Source organism: Thalassovita mediterranea (genome assembly GCA_019448215.1).
In the GTDB taxonomy this organism is placed as follows: Bacteria; Pseudomonadota; Alphaproteobacteria; order Caulobacterales; family Hyphomonadaceae; genus Henriciella.
On the sequence record CP080408.1, the window covers coordinates 2354915 to 2378609 of the forward strand.

General features: G+C 62.1%; 25 protein-coding genes. 12 read left to right on the top strand and 13 right to left on the bottom strand.

Annotation, left to right across the window (positions count from 1 at the left end):
- Nucleotides 1-4: 4 nt before the first annotated feature.
- The 7 genes from KUV46_11600 to KUV46_11630 all read left to right on the top strand — a co-directional run bounded on the left by KUV46_11600 (nucleotide 5) and on the right by KUV46_11630 (nucleotide 7026).
- Nucleotides 5-679 carry a response regulator transcription factor gene (locus KUV46_11600; GenBank protein ID QYI99982.1) on the top strand — a complete coding sequence of 225 codons (675 nt, stop codon included), beginning with the start codon at nucleotides 5-7 and terminating at the stop codon, nucleotides 677-679.
- Nucleotides 676-2079 carry a HAMP domain-containing histidine kinase gene (locus tag KUV46_11605; GenBank protein QYI99983.1) on the top strand — a complete coding sequence of 468 codons (1404 nt, stop codon included), beginning with the start codon at nucleotides 676-678 and terminating at the stop codon, nucleotides 2077-2079. Before KUV46_11600 ends, KUV46_11605 begins: the two co-directional genes overlap by 4 nt.
- A 10-nt stretch (nucleotides 2080-2089) precedes the next feature.
- On the top strand, nucleotides 2090-4816 hold the full coding sequence (locus KUV46_11610; GenBank protein QYI99984.1) for a bifunctional [glutamine synthetase] adenylyltransferase/[glutamine synthetase]-adenylyl-L-tyrosine phosphorylase: 2727 nt from the start codon (nucleotides 2090-2092) through the stop codon (nucleotides 4814-4816).
- A 49-nt stretch (nucleotides 4817-4865) separates the two neighbouring features.
- Entirely contained in the window at nucleotides 4866-5372 is a 507-nt protein-coding gene (locus tag KUV46_11615; protein ID QYI99985.1) for an EF-hand domain-containing protein, read from the top strand.
- Between the two features lie 154 nt (nucleotides 5373-5526).
- Complete coding sequence (locus tag KUV46_11620; GenBank protein QYI99986.1) at nucleotides 5527-6015, top strand: sigma-70 family RNA polymerase sigma factor; 489 nt, start codon at nucleotides 5527-5529, stop codon at nucleotides 6013-6015.
- A complete protein-coding gene (locus KUV46_11625; GenBank protein QYI99987.1) occupies nucleotides 6012-6491 on the top strand; it encodes a hypothetical protein in 480 nt (159 codons plus the stop codon). Before KUV46_11620 ends, KUV46_11625 begins: the two co-directional genes overlap by 4 nt.
- The gene (locus KUV46_11630) at nucleotides 6484-7026 is read left to right on the top strand and encodes a periplasmic heavy metal sensor (protein QYI99988.1); all 543 of its coding nucleotides are present in this window, start codon (nucleotides 6484-6486) and stop codon (nucleotides 7024-7026) included. The genes KUV46_11625 and KUV46_11630 overlap by 8 nt, the downstream gene beginning before the upstream one ends.
- Here the strand turns inward: KUV46_11630 and KUV46_11635 are convergent.
- The 10 genes from KUV46_11635 to KUV46_11680 form a co-directional block, all read right to left on the bottom strand.
- A complete protein-coding gene (locus tag KUV46_11635; protein ID QYI99989.1) occupies nucleotides 7023-7415 on the bottom strand; it encodes a GFA family protein in 393 nt (130 codons plus the stop codon). The genes KUV46_11630 and KUV46_11635 overlap by 4 nt on opposite strands.
- Nucleotides 7416-7422: 7 nt before the next feature.
- Nucleotides 7423-8856, bottom strand: coding sequence for an amidase (locus KUV46_11640; protein QYI99990.1), 1434 nt, complete (start codon nucleotides 8854-8856; stop codon nucleotides 7423-7425).
- 69 nt (nucleotides 8857-8925) lie between these two features.
- Nucleotides 8926-9981, bottom strand: coding sequence for a DUF4118 domain-containing protein (locus KUV46_11645; GenBank protein ID QYI99991.1), 1056 nt, complete (start codon nucleotides 9979-9981; stop codon nucleotides 8926-8928).
- A 173-nt stretch (nucleotides 9982-10154) separates the two neighbouring features.
- Complete coding sequence (locus KUV46_11650; GenBank protein QYI99992.1) at nucleotides 10155-10631, bottom strand: nucleoside deaminase; 477 nt, start codon at nucleotides 10629-10631, stop codon at nucleotides 10155-10157.
- A gap of 15 nt (nucleotides 10632-10646) precedes the next feature.
- On the bottom strand, nucleotides 10647-11000 hold the full coding sequence (locus KUV46_11655; protein QYJ02401.1) for a metallopeptidase family protein: 354 nt from the start codon (nucleotides 10998-11000) through the stop codon (nucleotides 10647-10649).
- A gap of 38 nt (nucleotides 11001-11038) precedes the next feature.
- Nucleotides 11039-11530, bottom strand: a complete 492-nt coding sequence (locus KUV46_11660; GenBank protein QYI99993.1) for a YbjN domain-containing protein — start codon at nucleotides 11528-11530, stop codon at nucleotides 11039-11041.
- Between the two features lie 67 nt (nucleotides 11531-11597).
- On the bottom strand, nucleotides 11598-12596 hold the full coding sequence (locus KUV46_11665) for a hypothetical protein (protein ID QYI99994.1): 999 nt from the start codon (nucleotides 12594-12596) through the stop codon (nucleotides 11598-11600).
- Nucleotides 12597-12617: 21 nt separating this feature from the next.
- A complete protein-coding gene (gene scpA / locus KUV46_11670; protein ID QYI99995.1) occupies nucleotides 12618-14771 on the bottom strand; it encodes a methylmalonyl-CoA mutase in 2154 nt (717 codons plus the stop codon).
- A gap of 2 nt (nucleotides 14772-14773) precedes the next feature.
- Nucleotides 14774-15184, bottom strand: a complete 411-nt coding sequence (locus tag KUV46_11675; protein ID QYI99996.1) for a hypothetical protein — start codon at nucleotides 15182-15184, stop codon at nucleotides 14774-14776.
- Nucleotides 15185-15188: 4 nt separating this feature from the next.
- A complete protein-coding gene (locus KUV46_11680; GenBank protein QYI99997.1) occupies nucleotides 15189-17132 on the bottom strand; it encodes a methylmalonyl-CoA mutase subunit beta in 1944 nt (647 codons plus the stop codon).
- A gap of 178 nt (nucleotides 17133-17310) precedes the next feature.
- Here KUV46_11680 and KUV46_11685 point away from each other — a divergent pair, with 178 nt between their 5' ends.
- Both KUV46_11685 and KUV46_11690 read left to right on the top strand, forming a co-directional pair.
- Complete coding sequence (locus tag KUV46_11685) at nucleotides 17311-17538, top strand: hypothetical protein (GenBank protein QYI99998.1); 228 nt, start codon at nucleotides 17311-17313, stop codon at nucleotides 17536-17538.
- A gap of 223 nt (nucleotides 17539-17761) precedes the next feature.
- Nucleotides 17762-18388 (top strand): hypothetical protein, encoded by a 627-nt coding sequence (locus tag KUV46_11690; protein QYI99999.1) that lies wholly within the window; start codon nucleotides 17762-17764, stop codon nucleotides 18386-18388.
- A 61-nt stretch (nucleotides 18389-18449) separates the two neighbouring features.
- Here KUV46_11690 and KUV46_11695 read toward each other — a convergent pair whose 3' ends face one another.
- Nucleotides 18450-19199 (bottom strand): pyridoxine 5'-phosphate synthase, encoded by a 750-nt coding sequence (locus KUV46_11695; protein ID QYJ00001.1) that lies wholly within the window; start codon nucleotides 19197-19199, stop codon nucleotides 18450-18452.
- 177 nt (nucleotides 19200-19376) lie between these two features.
- Between KUV46_11695 and KUV46_11700 the strand changes: the two genes are divergently transcribed.
- The 3 genes from KUV46_11700 (at nucleotide 19377) to KUV46_11710 (ending at nucleotide 21125) form a co-directional block, all read left to right on the top strand.
- Nucleotides 19377-19940 (top strand): carboxymuconolactone decarboxylase family protein, encoded by a 564-nt coding sequence (locus tag KUV46_11700; GenBank protein QYJ00002.1) that lies wholly within the window; start codon nucleotides 19377-19379, stop codon nucleotides 19938-19940.
- Nucleotides 19937-20752, top strand: a complete 816-nt coding sequence (locus tag KUV46_11705; GenBank protein QYJ00003.1) for an SDR family oxidoreductase — start codon at nucleotides 19937-19939, stop codon at nucleotides 20750-20752. The genes KUV46_11700 and KUV46_11705 overlap by 4 nt, the downstream gene beginning before the upstream one ends.
- A gap of 82 nt (nucleotides 20753-20834) precedes the next feature.
- Nucleotides 20835-21125, top strand: a complete 291-nt coding sequence (locus KUV46_11710) for a HigA family addiction module antidote protein (protein ID QYJ00004.1) — start codon at nucleotides 20835-20837, stop codon at nucleotides 21123-21125.
- Nucleotides 21126-21133: 8 nt separating this feature from the next.
- On the opposite strand, the gene KUV46_11715 is transcribed toward KUV46_11710, so the two are convergent.
- On the bottom strand, nucleotides 21134-22057 hold the full coding sequence (locus KUV46_11715) for a hypothetical protein (GenBank protein ID QYJ00005.1): 924 nt from the start codon (nucleotides 22055-22057) through the stop codon (nucleotides 21134-21136).
- 39 nt (nucleotides 22058-22096) lie between these two features.
- On the bottom strand, nucleotides 22097-23692 hold the full coding sequence (locus KUV46_11720; GenBank protein QYJ00006.1) for an ATP-binding cassette domain-containing protein: 1596 nt from the start codon (nucleotides 23690-23692) through the stop codon (nucleotides 22097-22099).
- Between the last annotated feature and the right edge of the window lie 3 nt (nucleotides 23693-23695).

Genomic DNA, 23695 nt, shown 5'->3' on the forward strand with positions numbered 1-23695 from the left:
GTTCATGCGGGTTCTAGTCATCGAGGATGATCGCGAGCATGCGAAATTCATCAATCAGGTCCTCTCAGAGGCTGGTCATGAGGTCGCCATCGCCGAAAACGGCGCAGACGGCCTTATCCAGGCCCGCGAGGGCGAGTTCGATGCGCTGGTCGTGGACCGGATGCTTCCTGAAAAGGACGGGCTCAAGCTCGTTGAGGAATACCGGAATGGGGGCGGGCAGACGCCGGCCCTCTTCCTCTCTGCCCTGTCTGACGTCGACAACCGCGTCGAAGGCCTAAAGGCTGGCGCTGACGACTATCTCGCAAAGCCATTCGCGCCGCAGGAGCTTGCTGCCCGCGTCGAGGCACTCGGCCGTCGTCAGACCACGGGCGAGCCGCCTGTCACGAAGCTGAAAGTGGCCGACCTCGAAATGGACCTGCTGGCCCGCAAGGTCTGGCGGGAAGGTCAGAAGATCGACCTGCAGCCGCGCGAATTCCGCCTTCTGGAATTCCTGATGCGCCACGCCGGTCAGGTCGTGACCCGCACCATGCTTCTCGAGAAGGTCTGGGATTATCATTTCGACCCCCAGACCAATGTGATCGACGTTCACGTCTCGCGCCTGCGCGCCAAGATCGACAAGGATTTCGACGAGCAGCTCCTGCAGACTGTTCGCGGCGCAGGCTACTGCCTGCAAGGATGAAGTCAGGCCGTTTCGCATTTGTCCGGACGACGACGTTCCGGCTTGCGCTGGTCTATTCAGTTCTCTTCGGACTCTTCTCCTTCCTCCTCCTTTCTTACCTTTTCCAGGCAACGGTCGGCTCTCTGCGCGCAGAGGCCGACCAACGTCTTGAAGCCGAAATGGGCGCGCTGGAGCTTGCCTATTATACCGGCGGCATGGAGCGACTAGAGCAGTCGCTGATCGAGCGCGCGCTCGTGCCCGGCGCGCCGTTCCGCTATCAGCTTGAAACGCCCGACGGCGAACGCCTCATCGGAGACTTTCCGAACTTGCCCGTTACACCGCCTGCGACAGTCGGCGATGTGAGCAATGTCAGCCTCACCATCGAAATCCCGAGACCAGGCGCAGAGCCGGGCCTCACCGAGGCTGAAGGACGCATCGTGCGCCTCCCGAATGGCAATGTCCTTCTGGTGGCGATCGAAACCGGCGAGCGTGGCCGGATCGTCCGCCGGATTACGCAGGCCGTGACGACGGCCGCGCCAATTGGCGTCCTTCTGGCGCTGATCGGCGGCATTTTCATCTCGCGCTATGCGGCCCGCCGCGCAGAACAGCTGACCCGTACCACTGAAGCCGTCGTCGCGGGCAATCTCTATGTTCGCGCCCCGGTGCAGGGCTCGGGCGACGAGTTCGATCGGCTCGCCACCCACCTCAACACCATGCTGGAAAAACTGGAACGCCTGATGGCGTCCAGCCGCCATACCGGCGATTCCATCGCGCACGACCTCCGCTCACCCCTGTCGCGCCTGCGCAACCGGCTGGAGACGGCGCTGCTCGGTGAAATGAACACTGAGACCGCCCGCGAAACGCTTGCTCACACCGTCGAGGAAGTTGACCGGGTGCTCGCCACCTTCAATGCTATCCTCCGCCTCTCAAGGCTCGACGCGGGCGCCGAAGGGCGACTGGTGCGTTTCGACATGCGCGAAATGCTGCTGGAACTCGCTGACCTCTATGAACCGGCCTGCGAGGATGCAGGCCTCAAATTCGAAAGCGAGATCGGCCATAATCTCTTCGTGCTGGGTGACCGCGAGCTTCTGGCGCAGGCCATCTCCAACCTTCTCGACAATGCCATCAAGTACACGCCAGAAAATGGCAGCATCTCGCTGAAGGCCATGCGAACCAATGATGAGATCATCATAGAGGTCAGCGACACGGGTCCCGGCATCGCCGAGGACATGCGCGAGCGGGCCAAGGAACGCTTCTTCCGCCTTGATGAGGCACGTACCCAAAGCGGCTCCGGCCTCGGTCTGGCGCTGGTGGATTCAGTCGCTGACCTGCACAAGGGCGAGATCGAGCTTCTCTGGGCACATCAGGAACCAGAGCCTTTTGGTCTGAAAACGGTTTTTTCTCTGCCGCGCGAACGCTAGAACCCTCAGGATGTTGAATATCCATCCTATCGCGGCCACCGCGGCCGATGCCTTCCAGACCGGTTCAGACATTGCGCCATACCTCGCCCGGCTGGCCCGGCGCGTACCAGAGGCGCTGGAGCTTCTGAAAAGCGAGGGCGCCGGCGCGCTGCATGACCATGCGATCTCGCAGGCCGAAGTGGCTGGCAATGCTGCCTCCATCGACGAGACGATGGCCATCCTCCGCCGGGCGAAACTCGCCCATCACATGGCCGTCGCCGCCGCTGACCTTGCGGGCGAATGGCCAGTGGAAGACGTCACCGCGAAGCTGACCGGCTTTGCCGACGCCGCCCTGAGAGCTGCCCTCAAGGCGGCGCTGAACGCAAAATGCCTGAAGCCCGACGGCCTTTTCATCTTCGCCCTCGGCAAGATGGGCGCGTTCGAGCTCAATTATTCCTCAGATATCGACGTTGCCGCCTTCTTCGACGCTGAGGTCTTTCATGAAGGTTCCGGCGAGGCGCAGGACAAGGCGAACCGGGTTATCCAGGAGACGATGCGTATCCTGCAGGAGCAGACCGGCGACGGCTATGTCTTCCGAACCGACCTTCGCCTGCGCCCAGACCCGTCATCGACCCCGCCAGCGGTCTCCACGCGCATGGCGAGCCTGTACTATGAAAGCGTTGGCCAGAACTGGGAGCGGATGGTCTGGATCAAGGCGCGCGCTGTAGCGGGCGACATTGGCTCTGCCGAAGAGTTTCTCGAAACGCTCGCGCCATTCGTCTGGCGCCGTCACATGGATTACTGGGCCATCGCCGATGTTCAGGCGGTCAAGCGCATGATCAACTCGAAGGCGGGGGCTGCCCTTGCTGATGAAGCGCCGGATGTGAAGCTCGGGCCGGGCGGCATCCGCGAGATCGAGTTCTTTGTCCAGACACAGCAGATCATCCTCGGCGGGCGCGATGAATACCTGCGCGGGCGCAAGACTCTCTCCAGCCTGCACGCGCTTGTCGCGGCCAAGGCGGTCGAGGCCACTGTCGCTGAGGAACTGTCGGCCGCCTACATCGCCCTTCGCGCAGCAGAGCACCGCATCCAGATGCTGCAGGACGAGCAGACCCACCGCATGCCTAAGGACAAGGAGCGCCGCACGCTGGTCGCCCGGCTTTGCGGCTATGATGACCTTGCCGCCTTTGACGAAGATCTACTCACCACGCGGACCATCGTCTCGCGCCACTACAGCAATCTCTTTGCTGAAGAAGAGCGCAAGACCCGCTCCGCCGCAGAAGGCAATCTCGTCTTCACCGGGGTCGATGAGGACCCAGGCACCGTCGCGACGCTCTCCTCGCTTGGCTTTTCTGATCCGTCCCGCGTCATCTCCACCATTCAGAACTGGCACCGCGGCAAGACGGCGGCGACCCGTACTGAACGGGGCAGGGGACTGCTCACAGCCCTCCTGCCAGACCTGCTCCTGAATATGAGCCGGACAGGGGAGCCAGACACGGCCTTCCTGCGCTTCACCCAGTTCTTTGAAGGCCTGCGCGCCGGCATCCAGACCCTCTCCATGCTGGTCGCCGAAGAGGCGCTTCTGGAAGACCTCGTCACCACGCTCGCCATCGCGCCGCGCCTGTCACAGACGCTGGCCCGCAGGCCCGTCCTGCTCGAGACGCTCGTCTCGCAGAATGCGCCGGAATTTCCGCCCTCCTTCGACAAGGCAATGGATTTCGAGAGCCGGATGGACGAAGTCCGCCGCTGGAAGAATGAGCGCGCCTTCCTGATCGGCCACAGGCTGCTCCATTCGCGCCTTCCGGCGTCGCAGGCCGCACTTGCATGGAGTGACCTCGCTGATACCTGCGTGCGCCTCATGGCGGACGCCGCCGCAATCGAGACAGCGCGCAAATACGGTCCACAACCCGGACACTGGGTTGTCGCGGCCCTTGGCAAGCTCGGCGGCCGGGAACTGACGGCGGGCTCGGACCTTGACCTTCTCATTGTCTTTGAGCCGAGCGAAGAGGGCGCTCTCGAAGCGGGCGGCTGGTTCACCCGTTTTGCGCAGCGCCTCATCACGGCGATCTCCGCTGAAACGGCAGAAGGCAATCTCTATGAGACCGATATGCGCCTTCGCCCGTCAGGGCGGGCAGGGCCTGTCGCGGTTTCGCTCTCTGCCTTCGACAAGTATCAGCACAATGACGCCTGGACGTGGGAGCTGATGGCGCTGACGCGGCTTCGCACGGTCGCTGGGAATGAGACACTGGCCCGCCGGATGGAGGAGGTCGCCTGCGACGCCATCATCAACGGCAAGCCGGATGAAGAGCGCAAAGCCGACATCCTCGACATGCGCCGGCGCCTCTGGCGTGAAAAGCCTCCGCGCGGGGAATGGGACATCAAACTCACCGAGGGCGGCCTCGTCGATCTGGAATTCGTCCTGCAGCAGGGCATGCTGCTCAGCCGCAATCCAGACATTATCCGTGCAAACACCGGCGAGGCCATCGAGACACTTCGCGATGATGGCTTCCTGTCAGAAGATGAGGCGCAGTCACTCGACCATGCCTTCCGCCTCCTGCAATCGCTGCAACAGGTCCAGCGCGTCGCGGTTGGCAGTGAAGTGTCGTCTGAGGACTTCTCAAGAGCCCTGAAAGAACGTTTGGCGCTGGCCGCAGATTGCCCCGGATTCCAGGTGCTTGAGCATCGCTACAGCGAGGTCCGCCGGACCGTAGCTGACATTCGCTGCAAAAAAATAGGGCCTCTCGCGACGGATTCCTGACCGGTCATCGTCTCACTTGTCGGGTAACGCAAAAATAAGAGGACCCGACATGAAGAAACTTGCACTTGCCGCAACAATGACCGGCATCCTGTCCGTGGCCGCAGCTGGCTTCGCTGTCGCTGACAATCACAAAGAGGGCGAGCGCCCTGACCGCAGCGAAATGCACAAGCAGCGCATGCTTGAGCGGTTCGACACCAATGGTGACGGCGTGATCTCGACCGAAGAAGTCGAGGCCCTGAAAGCCGAACGTTTCGCCGCTGCCGACACCAATGGCGATGGCGGCCTGAGCCTCGAGGAAATCGAAGCCTTCCGCGAAGCAGAGCGCGAGCGCCGCATGGAAATGCGCAAGCAGCGCATGTTTGACCGTCAGGACACCAATGGCGACGGCGTGATCTCGATCGACGAGTTTGAATCGCGCGGCATGCCGATGTTCGAGCGCATCGACGCTGATGGCGACGGTGAGATCACCGAAGCTGAACTTTCCGAGATGAAAGGTCATCGCGGTCACCGCCGTGGCGGCTGGCATCATCGCGGCGAACGCCCGGTCCAGGAATAGTCCGCGTCCGGACTAGCCAGGAATGAGCGATGCGGCGGCCAGCGCGGGATATGACGATTTCCTCCCTCGCAACTCGCGTGGCCGCCGCTATGCTCGACACGTGTCAGACCCTTCTGAGAGAGATCAGATCGCGCGGGCAGCTGCCGGAGACCGGATGGCCCAGTCCGCGCTGGTCAATCGCCACATGCCGGTCGTCTGGCGTGTGGCCTTTCGCATGCTTCGCGATCGTCAGGAGGCCGAAGACGTGACGCAGGAGACCTTCCTTCGGGCATGGAAAATGCTTCCCGAGTGGGAGGGCAGGTCAAAGTTCTCGACCTGGGCCTGCACGGTGGCGATCAATCTTTGCCGTGACCGGATGAAGAAGAAAGCGCCCGTCCTGATGGAGACGCTGCCCGAGCGCGAAGCAGGTGACCTGCCGCCAGAGCAGGCGCTTCACCAGAAACAAGCCGGTGCCCGCATCAGCGCGCTGATAGACGCGCTGCCCGAGCGCCAGAAGGAAGCCCTCACCCTCTCTGCCCTGGAGGGGATGGGAAACAAGGAAGCGGCCGCAGCGATGCAGGTCAGCGTAGAGGCACTGGAAAGCCTGTTATCGAGAGCGCGCAGAACGCTCCGGCAGGGCTTGGCAGAAGGACAGGAAGAATGAGACAGACAGACATGACTGACGCGCGCGTCCTTCAATTGCTCGAAACCTACGGGGCCTGGCCGATGGCCTGGCCCGAGGAGGAGCGCGAGGCGGCCGAGGCTCACCTTGCCGCCCATCCGGAGAGGTTTGCGGATGCGTTGGCCGAGGCGCAGCTTCTCGATGCCGCGTTCGAGGCTGAGCCGTTGCCAGAGCCAGACGCGTCGCTTGCCGCGCGCATTCTTGCCGATGCGCCGCAGCCCCGCATAGCGCGGGACAGTCTGGGCGCCCGGCTCACCCGTATCCTGATGCCCAATGGTCAGCGCTGGCCAGCTGGCGCAGCGCTCGCCAGCCTCGGCATGGGGCTGTTCGCAGGCTACACAGCGTCTGCGTCAAGCGTGCCTGCAACTTATGAAACCGAGGCTGAAGCCGTCGTCTATGCTGCGCTCGGCTATGATCAGTACGACACCTATCTTGAAGAGGCGCCCCTAGATGAGTGACCGCAAACGCCTGTCCAGAACCTCGATTGCGCTGATCGTCTCGCTCGTGGCCAATGCGCTGCTCATCGGCTTCCTGATCGGTGGCCAGCTTGGTGAGAAGGAGCGTGAGCGCCGCGGCGGCCCGCGCGGCACCGAGCACATGATCGCGCGCGGCATCCAGTCCATCGTGCCTGAAACAGAGCGGGGCGAGATCCGCAGCGCCTTCCGCGATGCCTTCCGCTCTGCGCGCGGCCAGTGGCGGGAAAAGCGTATGGCGCAGGACCGTCTCGTCGAAGCGCTGCGTCAGACGCCCTTCGACCGCGCCGCCGTTGATCAGGCCTTTGCCGACATGCGCGCAGCAGATGGCTCCCTCAACGAAACCTTCCAGACAACGCTGACAGAACAGCTCGCCGCGCTTGATGACGCCCAGCGTCTGGAGCTCGTCGAATGGCTTGAAGAGGTCGAGGCGCGCCGGGCAGAGCGACGTGGCCGGTTTGATCGCCGGGGCGGCCCTGATGAGGACGGCGAGAGACGCGGGCCCCCGCCGCCGCGCTAATCCTTTGATTTGTGCGCTAGGGCGGCAGCGTTCGCTTCCCAGTTCTGGCCATCGAACTGCTCTACGGCGGCGTCCAGCGCCTGCCAGTTATCAATGCAACGCCAGGTCACCGCATAGCCATCAGGGTTGGAGCGGGGCACGTAGAAGCTCTTGATCCCGCAGACCTTACAGAACAGGTGACGCGCTGCGCCTGTGTTGAAGCGGTATTCGGTCAGCGCGCTCTCGCCCTGAAGCAGGCGAAAGCGGCTCGCCGGGACGATGATATGGTCATTGCCGCTCATCGCGCAGATCGAGCAGTTGCAGTCTTCCACCTCCACATGGGGCGTCAGCTCAACTTCGAAACGCACGGCGCGGCAGTGACACCCGCCCTGATGTGTTGATAGATCCATACCTGTCCTACCCGACCCAGACAGGCGGGCGCTTGTCAGCCCAGGGCTGGGCCCGCTCAATCTGGCCTGCAATCGAATAGAGAAGTTCTTCCTTGCCGAGACGCGCGCCGAACATCATGCCGAGCGGCAGGCCGTCATCGGTCCAGTGAAGGGGCAGAGAGATGGCTGGCCAGCCCGTCTGGTTGAAGACAGGGCACCAAGCAGCAAAGCTCGAAATGTCGACGCCATACTGGTCGAAATCCGGCGGATCGAGGCTCAGAACGCCAAGCTTCACCGGCGCCCGCGACAGGGTCGGCGCAAGGATGAGGTCATAGCCGCCCTCATCCATGAAAGTTTCCATCTGCCAGGCCGCTTCCATGAAAGCATTGTTGGTCTTCACCAGTTCCGACATCGGGATCTGACGGCCAAGCTCAATGAAGCGCAGCGAAACCGGCTCGAAGTCTTCCTCTCCCACTGGACGGCCGAAATGCGCGGCCCGTTCATCGGCGACGGACGCCATGAAGGAGGACACCATGATCATCATGCCTTTGCCCAGCGCCTCGCCATCAAGGAAGGGTCCCGCCTCCTCGACATGATGTCCCAGCGCACCAAGCAGTTTCACCGTCGCATCAAGCCCTGCCTGCGCGTCCTTGTCCGGCTTCACACCATTTGGGGCGGTATTCCAGACGGCGATCTTTAGCGCGTCTGGCTCGCGGTCGACTGCAGAGAGGAAGCTGCCTTCCGGCGGCGGCGCGATATAGCGCGCGCCGGGCTCCTGCCCATGGGTCACATCCAGCAGCGTTGCGCTGTCGCGCACCGAGCGGGCGACACAGTGATTGGTCGAGAGGCCGAACCAGTTCTCTGACTGCGGCGGGCCCATCGGCACGCGTCCGCGAGAGGGTTTAAGGCCTACAAGGCCCGTACAGGCCGCGGGGATACGGATAGAGCCACCACCATCGCTCGCATGCGCCATCGGGATCACGCCAGACGCCACACAAGCCGACGCGCCGCCTGAGGAGCCGCCTGAGGTATGCTCGGTGTTCCACGGGTTGCGCGTCTTGCCGTAAAGAGCGCTTTCCGTCGATGTGGTGAGGCCAAATTCCGGGCTGGTCGTCTGGCCGAAGATGACAAGCCCCGCTTCGCGCTGGCGCTTCACCAGCGTAGCGTCCAAATCCGCAATCGTGCCCTTGAAGGCGCGTGACCCGCTCGTGATGGGTTGGCCTTTCAGCCGCGCGCCAAGGTCCTTCACCGCAAAGGGGACGCCCGTAAACGGGCCTTCCGGCAGGCCGTCCTTGATCTGCTTGCGGGCGGCATCCTCAAAGAAGGCGGAGAAGCAATTAAGCCCCCCTTGCGCCTCCTGCGCGCTCTCCAGCGCGAGATCCAGAAGCTCTGTCGGTGAGACTTCCTTCTTGCGCACCATGGAGGCGAGCGCGCTCGCATCCTTGTCTCCAAGACCCTTCATCCTGCCTCTCCTCCCGTCGGTTTTCTGCGTGCCAGTCTGGACGCTACACGGCGAGAGGGAAAGGAAAAATCAGGCCTCGCCCTGCGCTTCCAGTATGAAAACCGTGCCGCGCTCAGCGCGCTCGACCTTTAGTTCCGCGCCGGCCTTCCTGGTGAAGGCATCGATCAGGCGGGAGCCGAGGCCAGTTGGCGTCTTGCCGCCAATACTGTCGTCCGGCATGCCCACCCCGTCATCAGCAATGGTGAGCATCCAGTCATCCTCTGACTTTGCCACGAAGCTGATCTTGATCGTGCCGCTGCCGGTGTCCTTGAAGGCATGCTTGGCCGCATTGGTGACGAGCTCATTCGTAACCAGACCAATCGCAAGCGCGCGGTCGCGCGGCATCATGAAATCATCGCTGGTCAGGGAAATCTCGATACGGCCAGTCTCGAACAGGGCGCGCTGAAGATCATCGCGCAGCGAGGCGAGATAGTCGCTCATTGAGACTTCCTCGATAAAGGCGCGGCCCGAATAAAGCGATGTGTGAAGGGCGGCGAAGCTTTGCACACGCGCAGCGGCAGCCGTCAGCACGCCCTGTGCCTCTTCGCTCACCTGCTGGCGGCGCTGCATGTCGAGCAGGCTTGCCACCATGGCAAAATTATTCTTCGTGCGGTGGTCGAGCTCCTTCAGCAGAAGCTCACGTGCGGCAAGCTCCACATCGCGCTCTGCCACAGCGCGTTGCACCGCGCGCCGGAACGTTTCTGCAAAGATGATAATCACGAAGGCCGCAGCACCATTGATCAGGGTGCGAGGTGCGTCCTGCGCATTCTCGAACTGGAACGAGCCCGGAAAGGGCAGGATGAAATACCAGGCATAGAGAAATGAGACGATGAAACAGACAAGGCCTGCGCGCCAACGCCCGAAAAGGGTCGAGATCAGGATCGCCGGATAGATCAGTGAATACGGGCCTGCGCCGCCAATGCCAAAGCTCAGGAGGCCGCGGAGCAGGATTGCTGCCAGCGCGCAGAGCAGGCCAAAAATCACCATCGTCGCCAGAGGCGGAAGCTGCTTTGCGAAGCGGGTCGGCAGGTCATACTCACCAACGCGGTTGGTGGAGAAGACAGGAGGTTGCGCAGATCGAGGCAAGCGAGATGGTCTTTCAATAAACCTGAATAAAATCAGCCTGTCGCGCGGCGCAGTAAAAAGCAAGACACGCGTAAAAGATGTTGGGTGCAGGCATCACCCAACGATCGCGCGTGTCTAACACTAGAGCCGCAAGATGAACAGGCATACCCGCAGGAAGCCCTGCGTGCGCAAGATTAGTCTGCGAACACGCGATTGAAGAGGTCATACATTTCGTCAGCGAAGCGATCATCCGGTCCGTCAACCTCAAGGTCCGGCAACAGCTCGCGGACGGTCACCAGTTCGATTGGAAAGCCGCCAGAGCCGAACTCGCTGAACCAGCCGTCGATTTGCTTCGCCGAAATGGCGAAGACGATGCGCCCCATCCCTGCAAAGGCGTGGCCCGTCGCGCACATCGGGCAGTGCTCACAGCTGGCGTAGACGGTCGCTGCCGCCCGGTCCTCTTCGCTGAGATTGAGGCTCGCCCACTGGACGAGCGCCAGCTCCGGATGCGCCGTCACGTCGCCGTCGCCAGTCCGGTTATAGTCTTCCTTGAGCACCTCGCCGTTCCGGTCGACCAGCAGGGCCCCGAATGGCGCATGGCCTTTTGAGACGCCTTCATGCGCAAGCTCGACGCAACGTTTAAGGTGGCGCCGGTCTGTTTCGGTGATCATCTGGAAGGCCCTTCTTCAGTCGTCTTCCAGAAGCTGGTGCATTTCCTCGTCAGACCAACCGAAATGATGACCAAGCTCATGGATAACCACATGCTCGATCAGCTCCTCCAGCGTCACATCCGGGCGGGTTTTGATCTCTGCCAGTAGCGGCTGGCGGTAGAGGAAGATGCGCGGGCTGTCGGGGCTCGGGAAGGTCACGCTGTCATGGATTAGCGGGATGCCTTGGTAGAGGCCGGTCAGCTCCCAGCGGTCACGTATGCCAAGTTCGGCCAGAACATCCGCCTCGGCAAAATCACGCACATGGATCTCGATCCGGCCTGCCGCGCGCCGGAAGTTTTCCGGCAGGCCGGCATAGGCGGCTTCCGCCATTTCCTGAAAACGGTCGAGGTCTGGCTCCGCACGCAAGACTATTCGCTGGCGCCTTCTGAATGGTGGTCGGTATAGGCGACGACGATCTGGTAAAACAGATTGAGATCGTCTTCACCCAGACTGGTTTCGTTTCGGAGGTCGAGTGAATAGTCCACGCCTATAGCCCGAACCGAGCCATCGTTATTTGGCAGAACGAAAGCGCGCCCAAAGGGGTAGCTGTCATTATAGCGGTTTGCGGTGTCGAGCAGCTGGACGGCTGGTACGCCCGCAGGTGGGTCAAACGTTGCGAAAATGATCGCGTATGGGCATCCGCTCTCTGGCTCGCAATCCGTCAGTCGAAGCGTCTGGGATAGCCCGTTCAGACGAAAGTTGAGAACATAGACAGAGCCATCCTCATCGGGCGGGTTCCCGGTTTCGGCATCGACTGACGCGAGTAGCTGCCTTGCGCCCTCTGGCGTAATTGGTTCTGCGTGGGCCATACCGGCGAGCAGAAAGGCAGAAGCGGCGAGGCAGTACGAAGCTTTGAGCATGGACATCCCTATTGATCTGAATCTGTATGAGTTTCGCATCGGCGCGCCGTGGCAGCAACCCGTTCAGCTATTCGTTGCTTCCCAGCTCGACGTCGAAGCTTGCGGACCGATGATCTGAGCCAAGATGCCTGCCGACCTTGTGATGTCCGCAAGCGATCTCACCCCGGCAGAAGGCAAGGTCGATGGGTATGGCGAGCGTAGGGGCGAGGCTGGTGCTCGGTAGATCGAATTTGAGCGGAAATCGTGAGGGCCAGGTCCCCGCGCGTGGGTCATTCACCAGTGTGAAGCCATGTTCCTCCACCAGCGGCGAGGCGATCCGGCCCCATGCGGCTGAATTCACATCGCCCAGCATGATAAGCGGGCCGTCGATATCATCGATTACGTCGAGCAGGCCCTCCAGCTGACGTAGCTGGGCTTCCGGGTCTTCGAACGGCCAGGGCCGGGTGAAGTGGATGACGAGCACAGTCAGGACGCCTTCGGGCGTCTGCAGGCGCACGGCCAGCGTTGCGGGCGACCCGTCAGGGTTCTGCCCGACCGCACTCAATATCTCATAGCGTGAATAGACGCGCAGGCCCGATGGCCCGCGGCCTTCGATCTTGTCGAGCGAGTAGTATGGCCAGTGTGCGCGCAGACGGTCTTCAACAGGGCCGAGCCTGTCGCCATAGGCTTCGATGAGCACTGTAATATCCCGGTCGGCCTCTATCGCACCCTCGACCGTCTGGGCGGGGTCAGGGTGATTGCCCCACACATTGTGCTGGTAGACGCTTATGCTCTCGTCGGCGTCCACGTCTGGCGCGGTTGGCAGTAGCCAGTACCAGCCAAACGCGGCGACGATAACGGCCGCATTGGCAAAGATCAGATTGACCAGATGGCCCTTATTGAATGGCATCATCGCGACGAGCACGATGGCGGCGGTCATCATGATCCAGAGCGCGGGCAGCTGGAACTGGCCGACAAAGTCGAGCACCCAGTGAAGGGCTGAGAAGTGGCCGCTGAGAACCACCACGGTGCAGCCAGCGACGACGATCGCGCTGAGACCCGTTAGCAGGCCCGCGAAACGTCTCATGCCGGCTGCTCCGACTTCAAACTATTCGGCCGCCGCCGGGGCTGGTTTGTCTCCCAGCGATTCCAGCATGGCGCGTGCGGCATCCGCGATCACCGTGCCGGGCGGGAAGATGGCCGACGCACCAGCTGCTTTCAGTGCATCATAGTCGCCGGGCGGGATCACGCCGCCTGCGATGATCTGTGTGCTGACGGCGCCTTCATTGCCGAGGGCGCGGCGAAGCTCTGGAATGAGCGTCAGGTGACCAGCGGCGAGCGAGGAGGCTGCAACGATATCGACATTCGCGGCGCGGGCGTCACGGGCGGCTTCTTCCGGCGTCTGGAAGAGGGGGCCGATCTCGACATCCCAGCCAAGGTCCATCAGCGCGGAGGCGACGACCTTCTGGCCGCGGTCATGTCCATCTTGGCCCATTTTTGCAATATAAATCCGCGGCTTGCGACCATTCTTTGAGACGAATGCCTCAGCGAGGTTGCGCGCTTCCTCGGCCTTGTCATTGTTGCCGATGGAGCCACCATAGACGCCCTTGATGGAGCGGATCACGGCCTGGTGACGGCCCTGGCTGCGCTCAACGGCTTCGGAGATTTCTCCGACGGTCGCCTTGGCGCTGGCGGCTTCGACGGCGAGCGCGAGAAGGTTGCCCTTGCCGCTTTCGGCCGCGAGCGCGATGGCGTCGAGCTTGGCATCTACTTCGGCCTGGTCGCGGTCAGCCTTGAGGCGTTTCAGCTTGTCGAGCTGCATACGGCGCACGGTGGCATTGTCGACCTTCAGAACCGGCACGTCCTCATCCTGGTCGAGCAGGAACTTGTTGACGCCGACGACGGTCTGCTCACCGCTATCGATGCGCGCCTGCGTGCGGGCCGCCGCTTCCTCGATACGAAGCTTCGGCACGCCTTCCTCGATGGCCTTGCGCATGCCGCCAAGCTTTTCGACTTCCTCAATATGGGTGAGGGCCTTGGCCGCAAGATCGTGCGTCAGGCGCTCGACATAGTAGGAGCCGCCCCATGGGTCGATGGTCTGGCACGCGCCGCCTTCCTGCTGCAGGAAAAGCTGCGTGTTGCGCGAGATGCGGGCCGAGAAATCGGTCGGCAGGGCAAGCGCTTCGTCGAAGCTGTTTGTGTGCAGAGACTGGGTCTGACCGCCGACAGCCGCGATGGCTTCAAGGCAGGTGCGAATGACATTGTTGTAGACGTCCTGCGCGGTAAGCGACCAGCCGGAGGTCTGGCTGTGCGTGCGAAGGCTCAGCGATTTCGGGTTCTTCGGGTTGAAGTTTTCCTTCACCAGCTTTGCCCAGAGAAGGCGCGCGGCGCGCATCTTGGCGACTTCCATGAAGGTGTTCATGCCGATCGCCCAGAAGAAGGAGAGGCGCGGCGCAAACTTGTCCACATCGAGGCCCGCATCGACCCCGGCGCGGATATACTCAATGCCGTCTGCCAGCGTGTAGGCGAGCTCGAGGTCCGCCGTCGCGCCCGCTTCCTGCATGTGATAGCCGGAGATCGAGATGGAGTTATATTTCGGCATGTTTTCAGACGTGTAGGCGAAAATGTCCGAAATAATACGCATCGATGGCTTGGGCGGATAGATATAGGTGTTCCGCACCATGAACTCTTTCAGGATGTCGTTTTGGATCGTCCCGGCGAGCTTGTCCGGCGAGACGCCCTGTTCCTGCGCCGCGGCGATATAGAGGGCGAGAATCGGCAGGACCGCGCCGTTCATCGTCATCGACACCGACATCTGGTCGAGCGGAATGCCGGAGAAGAGCGTGCGCATGTCATAGATCGAGTCGATGGCCACACCGGCCATGCCGACATCGCCCGTTACGCGGACATGGTCGGAGTCGTAACCCCGGTGGGTCGCGAGGTCGAAAGCGACTGACAGGCCTTTCTGACCGGCTGCGAGGTTGCGACGATAGAAAGCGTTGGAGTCCTCAGCCGTCGAGAAACCGGCATATTGGCGCACCGTCCAAGGCCGCTGGGTATACATGGTCGGGTAGGGGCCACGGCCAAACGGCGCGAGACCCGGATAGTCATCAAGGAAGTCGAGACCCTTGGTGTCTGCCGCCGAATAGGTCTTGGCGAGGTCGATGCCCTCAGGCGTTTCAAGCGACGGCTTGTGCGGCTGCGCAGGCGCTTTCGCGTCTGGCGTACCAAGGTCGAGCTTCGTGAAATCGGGGAAGGTCATGCTTACGGGCTCTTTCTCTCGATATAGGTGTCCAGAACGTTGAGCTCTAGTTCCAAATCGTCGGTTGTCGCTGGAATTTGGATAAACGGAATGAGGTGGGCACCAACTACGATTGCATAGGGCAAAGTGATGATTGCCATAACTAACAGGGCAACCCAATTCGGAACCAATTCAATTGAGCCGGATTTGCTCATGGCCAGGAACGCAAAGACAATAACTACGTAAAAAGGTGTAAGTATTTTGATGTAGCGGCTACGTTTAGCTACTACCGAACGCGCTTTTTCGAGGAATTCGACACGTCTTTTCATCTCCCAAATTGCAGGCATCTTACCAGAAGGCCCACGCAAACGCTCTTCGATCTGAACTGATCGCTGCCGCTGCTCTCTCGGAAGGTGATCGTAGTCAAAGTCCATGGCGCTACGCTCTCTCGACTCCCAGTTCGGCTTGGGCGATTTGCAGCATGTCGACCGCGTCGCAGCCCATGAAGATGTTGTTGTCGATGCCTGGCGCTTCGAACTTGCCAGCGAGGAAGACGCGGCTCGCGCCTGCGTCCTTGAGCGCCTTTGCGGCGGCTTCGGCTTCGTCCTCATAGCGTTTGTCGGCGCCGCAGATGACAGCAATCCGGCAGCCAGATGCCTTGAACGCATCGGCCAGAACCTCTGGCGTTTCAGGCGTCTTGTCGGCGTCGACGCCCACCACGCCGCCAGCGGCGAAGAGGTTACGGGCAAAGTCGGCGCGGGCATTGTGCTCGGCGAGCGGGCCCAACGTGGCGATGAAGATGGCCGGCGGCTTGCCCTTGCGATCTGCATGGGCGCTCGCGCGATCGCGCAGCGTCTCGAAATCACGGGCGAGGCGGATCGGCGCGAGCGGCTCGGCTTTTGTCGCCGCGCCAGACTTGTCTGGCAGGTCTTTCAGGAAGCTGGTGATGCCCTCGCTGGAGACGCTGGTCGCGCTGCTCTCGAACTTGATTTCTGCCACGGGTGCGGGCTCGCCATCGAGGAGCGGGAATTCGCTGACGCCGGTCAGCGGGCGCTTGCGCTTCGCGATAGCGGCAAAGCGGGCGTCGCGCGTTTCGGCAATGCGGGCCTGCAGCTTGCCGTCAACAAGGCTCTGGACGAGACCGCCTTCGGCCTCGATCTGCTGGAAGACGGCCCAGGCCGCTTCTGCCAGCTCATCGGCCAGCGTTTCTTCAAACCAGGCGCCGCCAGCCGGGTCCGCGATCTTGCCAAGGCCTGACTCTTCCATGGAGATGATCTGCGTGTTGCGGGCCGTGCGGCGGCCAAGCTCTTCCGGCACGCCGAGCGCTTCGTTGAAGGCGCGAACTGTTACGATATCGGCCCCGCCGACAGCGCCTGCAAAACAGGCCGCCGTGTTGCGCAGCATGTTCACCCAAGGGTCGTAGCGTGTCAGCATCCGGGCAGAGCTGACCGACTGGAGTGTCATCGGCTCAATCTCGAGGTCCATCGCTTCGAGGATGCGCGCCCAGAGACGTCGCGCGGCGCGAAGCTTGGCGATTTCGAGGCCATAATTGGCGCCAGCCGCCAGCGTGAAGACGGTCTGCGCGGGATAGGCGTTGATATCATAGCCAGCCGCAGCTAGGCGGCGCATCGTGTCCACGGCATGCGCCATGAGCGCGCCAAGCTCCTGGGCTTCAGAGCCGCCAGCCTCATGGACCGGGCGGGCATCGGCGCGAAGCGTGGTCGCTTTTGGATAGCGAAGGCAGAGAAGGCGCGAGAGCTCAGCAGTGCGCACGAAGGCAGCATCGATGCCGCCAGCGACTTCGCCGGTGCGCAGGAGCAGGCCAACCGGGTCGATATTGAACGCGAATTGGAGATTGTCAGAGCCGTCTTGCTGCTCTCCCCAAAGGGCGAGGAGGCTGGCAACCGAAGTGCCCGAACCCTGACCGCGATGGTCGAGCGCGATGGTCGCGATGTCGGCGCGCACGCCATTGAGGGCCGTGGAAAGCGTTTCTGCATCCTTGACGGCAACCCCGTCAGTGCCCGTGCAGTCGATAGAAAGTTCAACGGAAGATACACCGCGCTCAAGGTCTCTCAGGATCTCGGCATTGGTAACTTCCGGATCGGGATGGGCGAAGGCCTGGCGGATGTCCCATGGCAGGAAGGCATCTGGCTCTGCGCTCGCGCCGCGAAGGAAGGGCGCCTCGCCGGGTGCGCCGCGCGGATCGGAAGCGCTGGCGAAATCGCTTTCGCGATAGAGCGGCTGGATGGTCAGCCCGTCATCTGTCTGGCGCTGGAGCTTTTCGACCCCGCCGCCCTTCAGGGCCTTGGAGACCGCGTCCAGCCAGTCTGCCTCGTTCGCTTCATCAAAAGCGCTGCTCAGTTTCAGAAAACCGTCTGCCATATCTCATCCGTACCCAATTACCTGCACCGCTGTATAGGGTTCGCGCCGCCTTGAAGGTCAAGAGTTTCCATCGCGGCATAACTGCACTGGCGGGCCTTCGAATATGTATTTTCCCTCATTTGACTCATTAGGGCGATCATGTGCAAATGAGAATGAATCGCAAATAGGGAGTTTGCCCATGTATAATCTCGACCGCGACCACCATTCGATTGCGCCCATGTCCGGAGCCACCTCGCCCGCCAGAGGGCAGGGCAGGCTTCTGGACTGGATCGACAGCCAGGCGAAGGTCACCCGAATCTGGCTGGACCAGCTTATTGCAGAGGGCGACCCCGACGACATGATCAGCCTCATCCATCGCCAGGCGGCGTGGCTCGACATGATGCGCTCGCGGCTTGCCGGAAGCTGAACTTCGGCACGGTCGGAAAGTGTTGGGGACGCGCTGTGGGAAGAAGCGCGCGTTTCCCCGCAAATCCATGGTGCAGTGACGGTGTACTGGCGGTGTTTCCGGACGGTGCACGCAGAGCCTGCGAATGACGCCGCGAAACACTTTCAGCGATCAATCACCAATAGCGACGGGCGATTGCAGAATTTCATCCGACAGCGGTCGTTCGCGTCGATAGTCGGCGGCGATGAGAAAACGCCTTCCTGACTTTGGCCGCCTGCCAGCGGGCCGGATGCTGACCCTGCTGAAGCTGGAGGTGGGCCTGCGGCGCGGCGACACCTATGAGGCGCTGGCGAAGCGGCTCGGCATCTGTCTCAGCTCCTCCAAGGTCTGGGCGCGAGAGTTCGGCTTTCGCAAATGCGACCTCGATCAGGAAACGGCAGAAGAACAGGCGGCGCGGCATGCAAGCTGGGCGCTGGCGCTGTCCGACCTTGGCCGACAGGATGAGGCGGCGGGCTATGAAGCGGAGGCGCGCAAGCTCGAAGCTCTGCTGTCACGGCTGTCCAAGCGGGCGGCGAAAGACCCGGAGCGGCCAGACCCGCTGGAGCCGGCGCTTGTCTTTGTTGAGAAGGTGCGCGCCACGCTGGGCCCGGAAGCCGAGGTCGATGACGTCTTCAGGCATATTGCCGACTATTATCGCGGGCTTCGGGCACTGGGGGCGACGCTGCTTGGCGATGGGCAGGCGCGCTGGATGAAAGGCCCGCCCAAGGGGGAGCTGCCTAAGACCCCTGACTGGCTGCCCTGCGACCCGTGGGCAGTGCTCGATGATGCAGAATGGGAAACGGAGGTCGGACGTGCGCTGGAGCTGTTGTGAGGGGCGCTGAGGAATAGGGACGCATCCTTCGACAGGCTCAGGATGAGGTGGTGGGGGTGTTTTAGACGACTTGGCCGCAAGAGCGGCGGAAGCGCCGGACGGTTTCGGCCATTCCATGGGTGAGCGCGTCTGCCGTCAGATTATGGCCGATGGACACTTCGGCGAGATCGGGAATACGCGCGACGAGGGCGGGCAGATTGTCGACGGTGAGATCGTGCCCTGCATTGATGCCGAGGCCGTGCTGGCGCGCGGCGTCCGCCGTCTGGCCAAGCTTTTCCAGCTCTGCGGCGGTGGTGACGGCGTCATTGAACGCGCCGCCATAGGGGCCGGTATAAAGCTCGATCCGGTCGGTGCCGGTGCTGACAGCCGCTTCAAGTTGCTTCGGGTCCGGATCGGGATCGGCAAAGAGGGAGAGGCGCGCACCGGTATGTTTCAGGCGGCTGACAATCGACTGGAGTTTGAAGGCGTGGGTCCTGAAGTCCCAGCCATGATCCGAGGTCGGCTGCGAGGGCGCGTCGGGCACGAGCGTGATCTGGTGCGGCCTGATCTTCTCGACCAGCGCCATGAAAGCCTCGTTCGGATAGCCTTCGATGTTGAACTCGCGGTCCGGAAATTCTCTGGTGATGAGGTTCATCAGGTCCGGCACGTCAGCGCGGGTGATGTGACGCTCATCGGGGCGAGGGTGAACGGTGAGACCTGCGGCGCCCGCCTCAAGCGCGATGCGGCCAAGGTCAACCACGCTCGGCCAGGGCAGGTTGCGGCGGTTGCGCAGGAAGGCAACGGCATTGAGATTGACTGAGAGTTCGGTCATGGCCGCTCCGCAAATTCGTTCGGTTTGCACGCCTCGCATTTAGGACCGGAACGCGCGCTTCGCCATAGCCGATCCTGAAAGGGCAAACTTTCACTTCGATCAAGCCGATGTCGCAATTTGCGCTGGCGCACAGTAGGGATGGTCACAAACATAAAAGTCAAAGGCGAGGAAAACCCGATGAGACTGAAAGCCCCGCGCATCGCGCCATTGTCCAATGAGGAAATGAGCGACGAGCAGAAAGAGATGATGGGTGAGCGGTTTGACCGCAATGCCATCTTCAACGTGTTCCGCACGATCGCCCGCGCGCCAAAGGCGTACAAAGCCTTCATGCATTGGGGCGGCTATATCCTGTCCAGGCGTAATGATTTGTCGGCGCGCGACCGGGAGCTCGTCATCCTGCGGGCGGGTTATAACTGGAAGGCCGGCTATGAATGGGCCCAGCATGTCGTCATCGGCAAGGAAGCGGGCCTCACCGATGAAGAGGTTGAGCGGATCAAGGCCGGACCGGATGCCGATGGCTGGAGCGCGATTGATGCGGCCATGCTGCAGGCGACCGATGAGCTGACGTCGGATGCCTTCATTACGGATGCGACCTGGGCGCGGCTGTCCGACCTCACCGACAAGCAGAAGATGGACCTTGTGATGACGGTTGGTCAGTACACGCAGGTTTCCATGATGCTGAACTCGTTTGGTGTGCAGCTGGACGAAGGGCTGACGCTGGACCCGGATCTCGCAAAATGAGCGGCATTGATGTTGCCGGACGGCTGAGCGGCAAGGCGGCGATCATCACCGGTGCGGGCCAGACGCCGGGCTCGACGGTCGGAAATGGCAAGGCTTGCGCGCTCCTGTTTGCGCAGGCCGGGGCGCGTGTCGCCTGCATCGACCGGGACTTGTCGAGCGCGCAGGCGACGGTGGACGCCATCCGGGAGGCTGGCGGCGACGCCCTTGCGCTGGAGGCAGACATCACCGTTGCCGATCAGGCCGGGTCTGCCGTGCGGACCGCGCTGGAGACGTTCGGGCGGATCGACGCGCTCGTGAACAATGTCGGCATTGGCGCGGCAGGGGACGGACCGGTCAAACACCTCACCGAAGAGGCGCTGGACCTCACCCTGTCGGTCAACTTCAAATCGGCCTGGCTGATGACAAAGGCGTGCCTTCCCGCAATGGAAGCGCAAGGGGCCGGAGCCATCGTGAATATCTCGTCTCTCGCCTCGATCGCAGGCCATCACATGATGGCGTATGAGACCTCTAAGGCGGCCATGAACCGGATGACGGAGGCAACGGCGCTTTCGGTAGCCAGAAAGGGCGTTCGCTGCAATGCGATCCTGCCCGGTCTGATGGACACGCCGATGGCGATTGAAGGCATTTCCCGCAAACGCGGCATCCCGGCCGAACAGCTGCGCGCGGAGCGCGGCGCGATGGTCCCGCTCGGCCATATGGGCACGGCCTGGGACGTCGCCCATGCGGCGTTGTTCCTCTGCAGCGATGAGGCGGCCTTCATCTCAGGCGCGCTGCTGCCGGTCGATGGCGGACAGGGCGCAAGGCGGGGATAGGGGTGTTTTGGACGGCCATCGAGTGTAGAATGCGTGCTCAAGAGAATTGAAGATCGTCGACTATCACCAGAAAGGGACTGAGATGACTTCGCTTCAGGTGCCGGTCCACCCCGGTGAAATTCTCAAGCATGAGTTTCTGGACGAGCTGGGCCTGAGTGCTGGCAGGCTCGCGCGTCATATCCACGTCCCCCGTACACGGATAGAGCGCCTCGTGAAGGAAGAAACGTCCATGACGGTCGACACCGCTACGCGGCTTTCAAAGGCGTTCGGCACGAGCGTTGAGTTCTGGATCAATCTGCAGGTCAATTACGATCTTCTGTGCAATGAACCGGCCGCCGACATCTCAGAGATTGAGCCGATCATCGCAGCCTAGCGAACTCGTCAGTCTTCACGCCACGAAGGTCGCTCGTCGCCCCAGCTTTCGGCGACGATCTGATCGATCTGGTCTTTCTGAATACGAGGAACCGTGGTGGGGGCCAGTGGGTCAGAGACCGGGTAGCTCCACCAGTACTCGTAAAAGCGACTTTCTGCTTCGGCGGGCGTCATCGCTGTTTTCTTGGAATCGTACCCGGCATCACGCGCGCGGGTGATATCCGAGTTCTTGTGATAGGGCGAACCAATGGTCACCAGATAATTGCCATCCAGATCGTAGAGTACGTCGCCTTCCACTGGAGAGCGCATTTGCTCGACATCAATATTATCAATGACTTGGCCGTCGGGATCGTGTTCGCCATAGATGAGTTTGAGTTGGGCGCGCCGTAGTTCGACAGGTTCGCATGTACGGACGACTTCCTTTCGCCACATCAGACCGAGGGGCTCATTGATCCATGCGCCCAGCTCTTCGTGCCAGATCCACTCCTGAATGTCGCTTGGAGGCGGAAGTTCAAGTGGAGGGGGCTCCATGTAGAGAAGGCGTGGCGCGAAAGTCTGAGTGAACTGGAAGATGGGCGCAGCTGACCGGGCAGTGGGATTGAAGTAGGCCCAGCTCAACAGGAACGACCAGATGAGCAGGGCGGCTGCCGCCAAGTTTACCAACCAGAGAAGCCAGAAAGTTCGATGGGCGGTTCTAGACAGAAGCGCATGAAAAGCTTGGACGATGAGGAGCGCGGCGGCGCTGACGCCGATGACAAGAAGCCACTCCATCGGCCCGTCGAAGCGGTGGGTTGCCCCCATAAAGGCGACCGGCAAGTCCTGGCAATCGGGAACGGTGACCGTGCCCCAGATATCTACGATGCGCTTGAAGAGAAGCGAGGAAATCAGCGTGAGAAAGATGCTCCAGGTGAGCGGGTCCAGCCCGGTCAGCATGTTCTTTCGACTTACTACGCTCGTCCTCACCACCGCATGCTAGAAGGTTGAACCAGAAGGCGAAAGCAAAACCTGCCGCTCAATCCCGATCGCTTCCAGAAACCGCTCATCGTGGCTGATGGCGAGGATGGCGCCGTCATAGGATTGGAGGGCGGCCTCCAGAAGGCTGACGGCGTCCATGTCGAGATGGTTGGTTGGTTCATCGAGGAGGAGGAGTTCGGGCGGCTGCGGCGCGGCGAAGGCGGCGGCGAGGGCTGCGCGAAGGCGCTCTCCGCCAGATAGCGTGCCGGCGAGTTGGAGGGCATCGTCAGCGCGAAAGGCAAAGCGGGCAAGCTGGGCGCGCGCTTCATTCTCACTGAGAGACGGGGCGAGGCGTCTCATATTCCCTATGAGCGAGCTTTTGGGATCGAGCGACGAGCTGTGCTGGTCTAGCAGGGCTATACGATCTGTATGCAGACTGATGGTGCCCGAGGTTGGGGGCAGCTGTCCTGTGATGAGCTTGAGGAGCGTCGATTTGCCGGAGCCATTCGGCCCCTTGATGGCGAGGCGCTGGGGCCCGCGAAACTCAAACGACAGCGGGCCGAAAAGCTGGCGCTCACCAAAGCGCATTTCGGCGTCCTGAACGCCGAGCAGCTGACGCGAGGCGGGGAGGTCGCAGGCGGGCAGCTCAATGGTGAGCGGGGTGATGCGTTCGAGCTGGGCGTCTGCATCCCTAAGGGCGGCCTGCGCCTCGCCAAGCTGGCGGCTGGCGAGCATGTTGCCGCGCCCGCTGGTCGCTTCGGCGCGTTGCGCACGGGCATCAAGGACGATTTTTGGCTGGTCGCCGCGTGCGCGCACGGCCCGGCCGCGCGCGTCGGAGCGGTCCTGGCGTTCCTTGGCCTGCTGGGTCTTGCGTTCGGTGGTTTTCAGGCGGTTTGCGGCGCTGGTCGCTTCGGCTTTTGCGCGGGCGCGGGCGGCGTCCCGGGCCGCTTCAAACTCTGACCAGCCGCCGCCGAAGACGGTGCAGCCAACGGGGGTCAGCTCCACGATCCGGTCCATCCGCTCTAGCAGGGCGCGGTCATGGCTGGCGATCAGCAGGCCACCGGACCAGTTCTCGATGAGAGACATGACGCTGGCGCGGCCTTCGGCGTCGAGATTATTGGTCGGCTCATCGAGGAGGATGAGGTCAGGCTCTGCCAGCAGGAGACGGGCAAGGCCGATGCGCGTGCGTTCACCGCCGGAGAAGGTCGCGACCTTGCGGGCTGTGTCGACGCCGGCGAGGCCGGTGTCGGCGAGCGCCTTGTCGAGGCGCGCGTCCAGCGTCCAGTCGGCGGCGTCGAAATCCTCCGCTGTGCCGTCGCCAGCGGTGATGCGGGCGAGGCGGGCGAGGTCTGTCCGGACGCCCAAAGCTTCGGCCACGGTTTCGGCCTCATCAAAGTGCTGCTGGAGCATGGCGGTGCGGCCATGCACGCCGATCTGGCCGCGCGCAGGGGCGAGCTCGCCCGCGATTGCTTTGAGGAGCGTGGACTTGCCACAGCCATTGCGTCCAACGAGGCCGACAGCCTCGCGTCCGAGTGACAGGGTCAGATTGTCAAAAAGTGTGTCGCCTTCAGGCGTGGCGAGCGACAGGGAGTCGAGAGTGAGACAGGAAGACATGAG

Coding starts and splice junctions, on each gene's coding strand:
- KUV46_11680 (QYI99997.1), bottom strand. CDS start 17,132: ATGGCAGACGGTTTTCTGAAACTGAGCAGCGCTTTTGATGAAGCGAAC.
- KUV46_11715 (QYJ00005.1), bottom strand. CDS start 22,057: ATGCTGACCGGGCTGGACCCGCTCACCTGGAGCATCTTTCTCACGCTG.
- KUV46_11710 (QYJ00004.1), top strand. CDS start 20,835: ATGACTTCGCTTCAGGTGCCGGTCCACCCCGGTGAAATTCTCAAGCAT.
- KUV46_11630 (QYI99988.1), top strand. CDS start 6,484: ATGAGTGACCGCAAACGCCTGTCCAGAACCTCGATTGCGCTGATCGTC.
- KUV46_11690 (QYI99999.1), top strand. CDS start 17,762: ATGAGAAAACGCCTTCCTGACTTTGGCCGCCTGCCAGCGGGCCGGATG.
- KUV46_11635 (QYI99989.1), bottom strand. CDS start 7,415: ATGGATCTATCAACACATCAGGGCGGGTGTCACTGCCGCGCCGTGCGT.
- KUV46_11700 (QYJ00002.1), top strand. CDS start 19,377: ATGAGACTGAAAGCCCCGCGCATCGCGCCATTGTCCAATGAGGAAATG.
- KUV46_11615 (QYI99985.1), top strand. CDS start 4,866: ATGAAGAAACTTGCACTTGCCGCAACAATGACCGGCATCCTGTCCGTG.
- KUV46_11605 (QYI99983.1), top strand. CDS start 676: ATGAAGTCAGGCCGTTTCGCATTTGTCCGGACGACGACGTTCCGGCTT.
- KUV46_11610 (QYI99984.1), top strand. CDS start 2,090: ATGTTGAATATCCATCCTATCGCGGCCACCGCGGCCGATGCCTTCCAG.
- KUV46_11665 (QYI99994.1), bottom strand. CDS start 12,596: ATGAGACGTTTCGCGGGCCTGCTAACGGGTCTCAGCGCGATCGTCGTC.
- KUV46_11620 (QYI99986.1), top strand. CDS start 5,527: ATGGCCCAGTCCGCGCTGGTCAATCGCCACATGCCGGTCGTCTGGCGT.
- KUV46_11675 (QYI99996.1), bottom strand. CDS start 15,184: ATGGACTTTGACTACGATCACCTTCCGAGAGAGCAGCGGCAGCGATCA.
- KUV46_11695 (QYJ00001.1), bottom strand. CDS start 19,199: ATGACCGAACTCTCAGTCAATCTCAATGCCGTTGCCTTCCTGCGCAAC.
- KUV46_11685 (QYI99998.1), top strand. CDS start 17,311: ATGTATAATCTCGACCGCGACCACCATTCGATTGCGCCCATGTCCGGA.
- scpA (QYI99995.1), bottom strand. CDS start 14,771: ATGACCTTCCCCGATTTCACGAAGCTCGACCTTGGTACGCCAGACGCG.
- KUV46_11650 (QYI99992.1), bottom strand. CDS start 10,631: ATGATCACCGAAACAGACCGGCGCCACCTTAAACGTTGCGTCGAGCTT.
- KUV46_11655 (QYJ02401.1), bottom strand. CDS start 11,000: ATGGCGGAAGCCGCCTATGCCGGCCTGCCGGAAAACTTCCGGCGCGCG.
- KUV46_11640 (QYI99990.1), bottom strand. CDS start 8,856: ATGAAGGGTCTTGGAGACAAGGATGCGAGCGCGCTCGCCTCCATGGTG.
- KUV46_11660 (QYI99993.1), bottom strand. CDS start 11,530: ATGCTCAAAGCTTCGTACTGCCTCGCCGCTTCTGCCTTTCTGCTCGCC.
- KUV46_11600 (QYI99982.1), top strand. CDS start 5: ATGCGGGTTCTAGTCATCGAGGATGATCGCGAGCATGCGAAATTCATC.
- KUV46_11625 (QYI99987.1), top strand. CDS start 6,012: ATGAGACAGACAGACATGACTGACGCGCGCGTCCTTCAATTGCTCGAA.
- KUV46_11720 (QYJ00006.1), bottom strand. CDS start 23,692: ATGTCTTCCTGTCTCACTCTCGACTCCCTGTCGCTCGCCACGCCTGAA.
- KUV46_11705 (QYJ00003.1), top strand. CDS start 19,937: ATGAGCGGCATTGATGTTGCCGGACGGCTGAGCGGCAAGGCGGCGATC.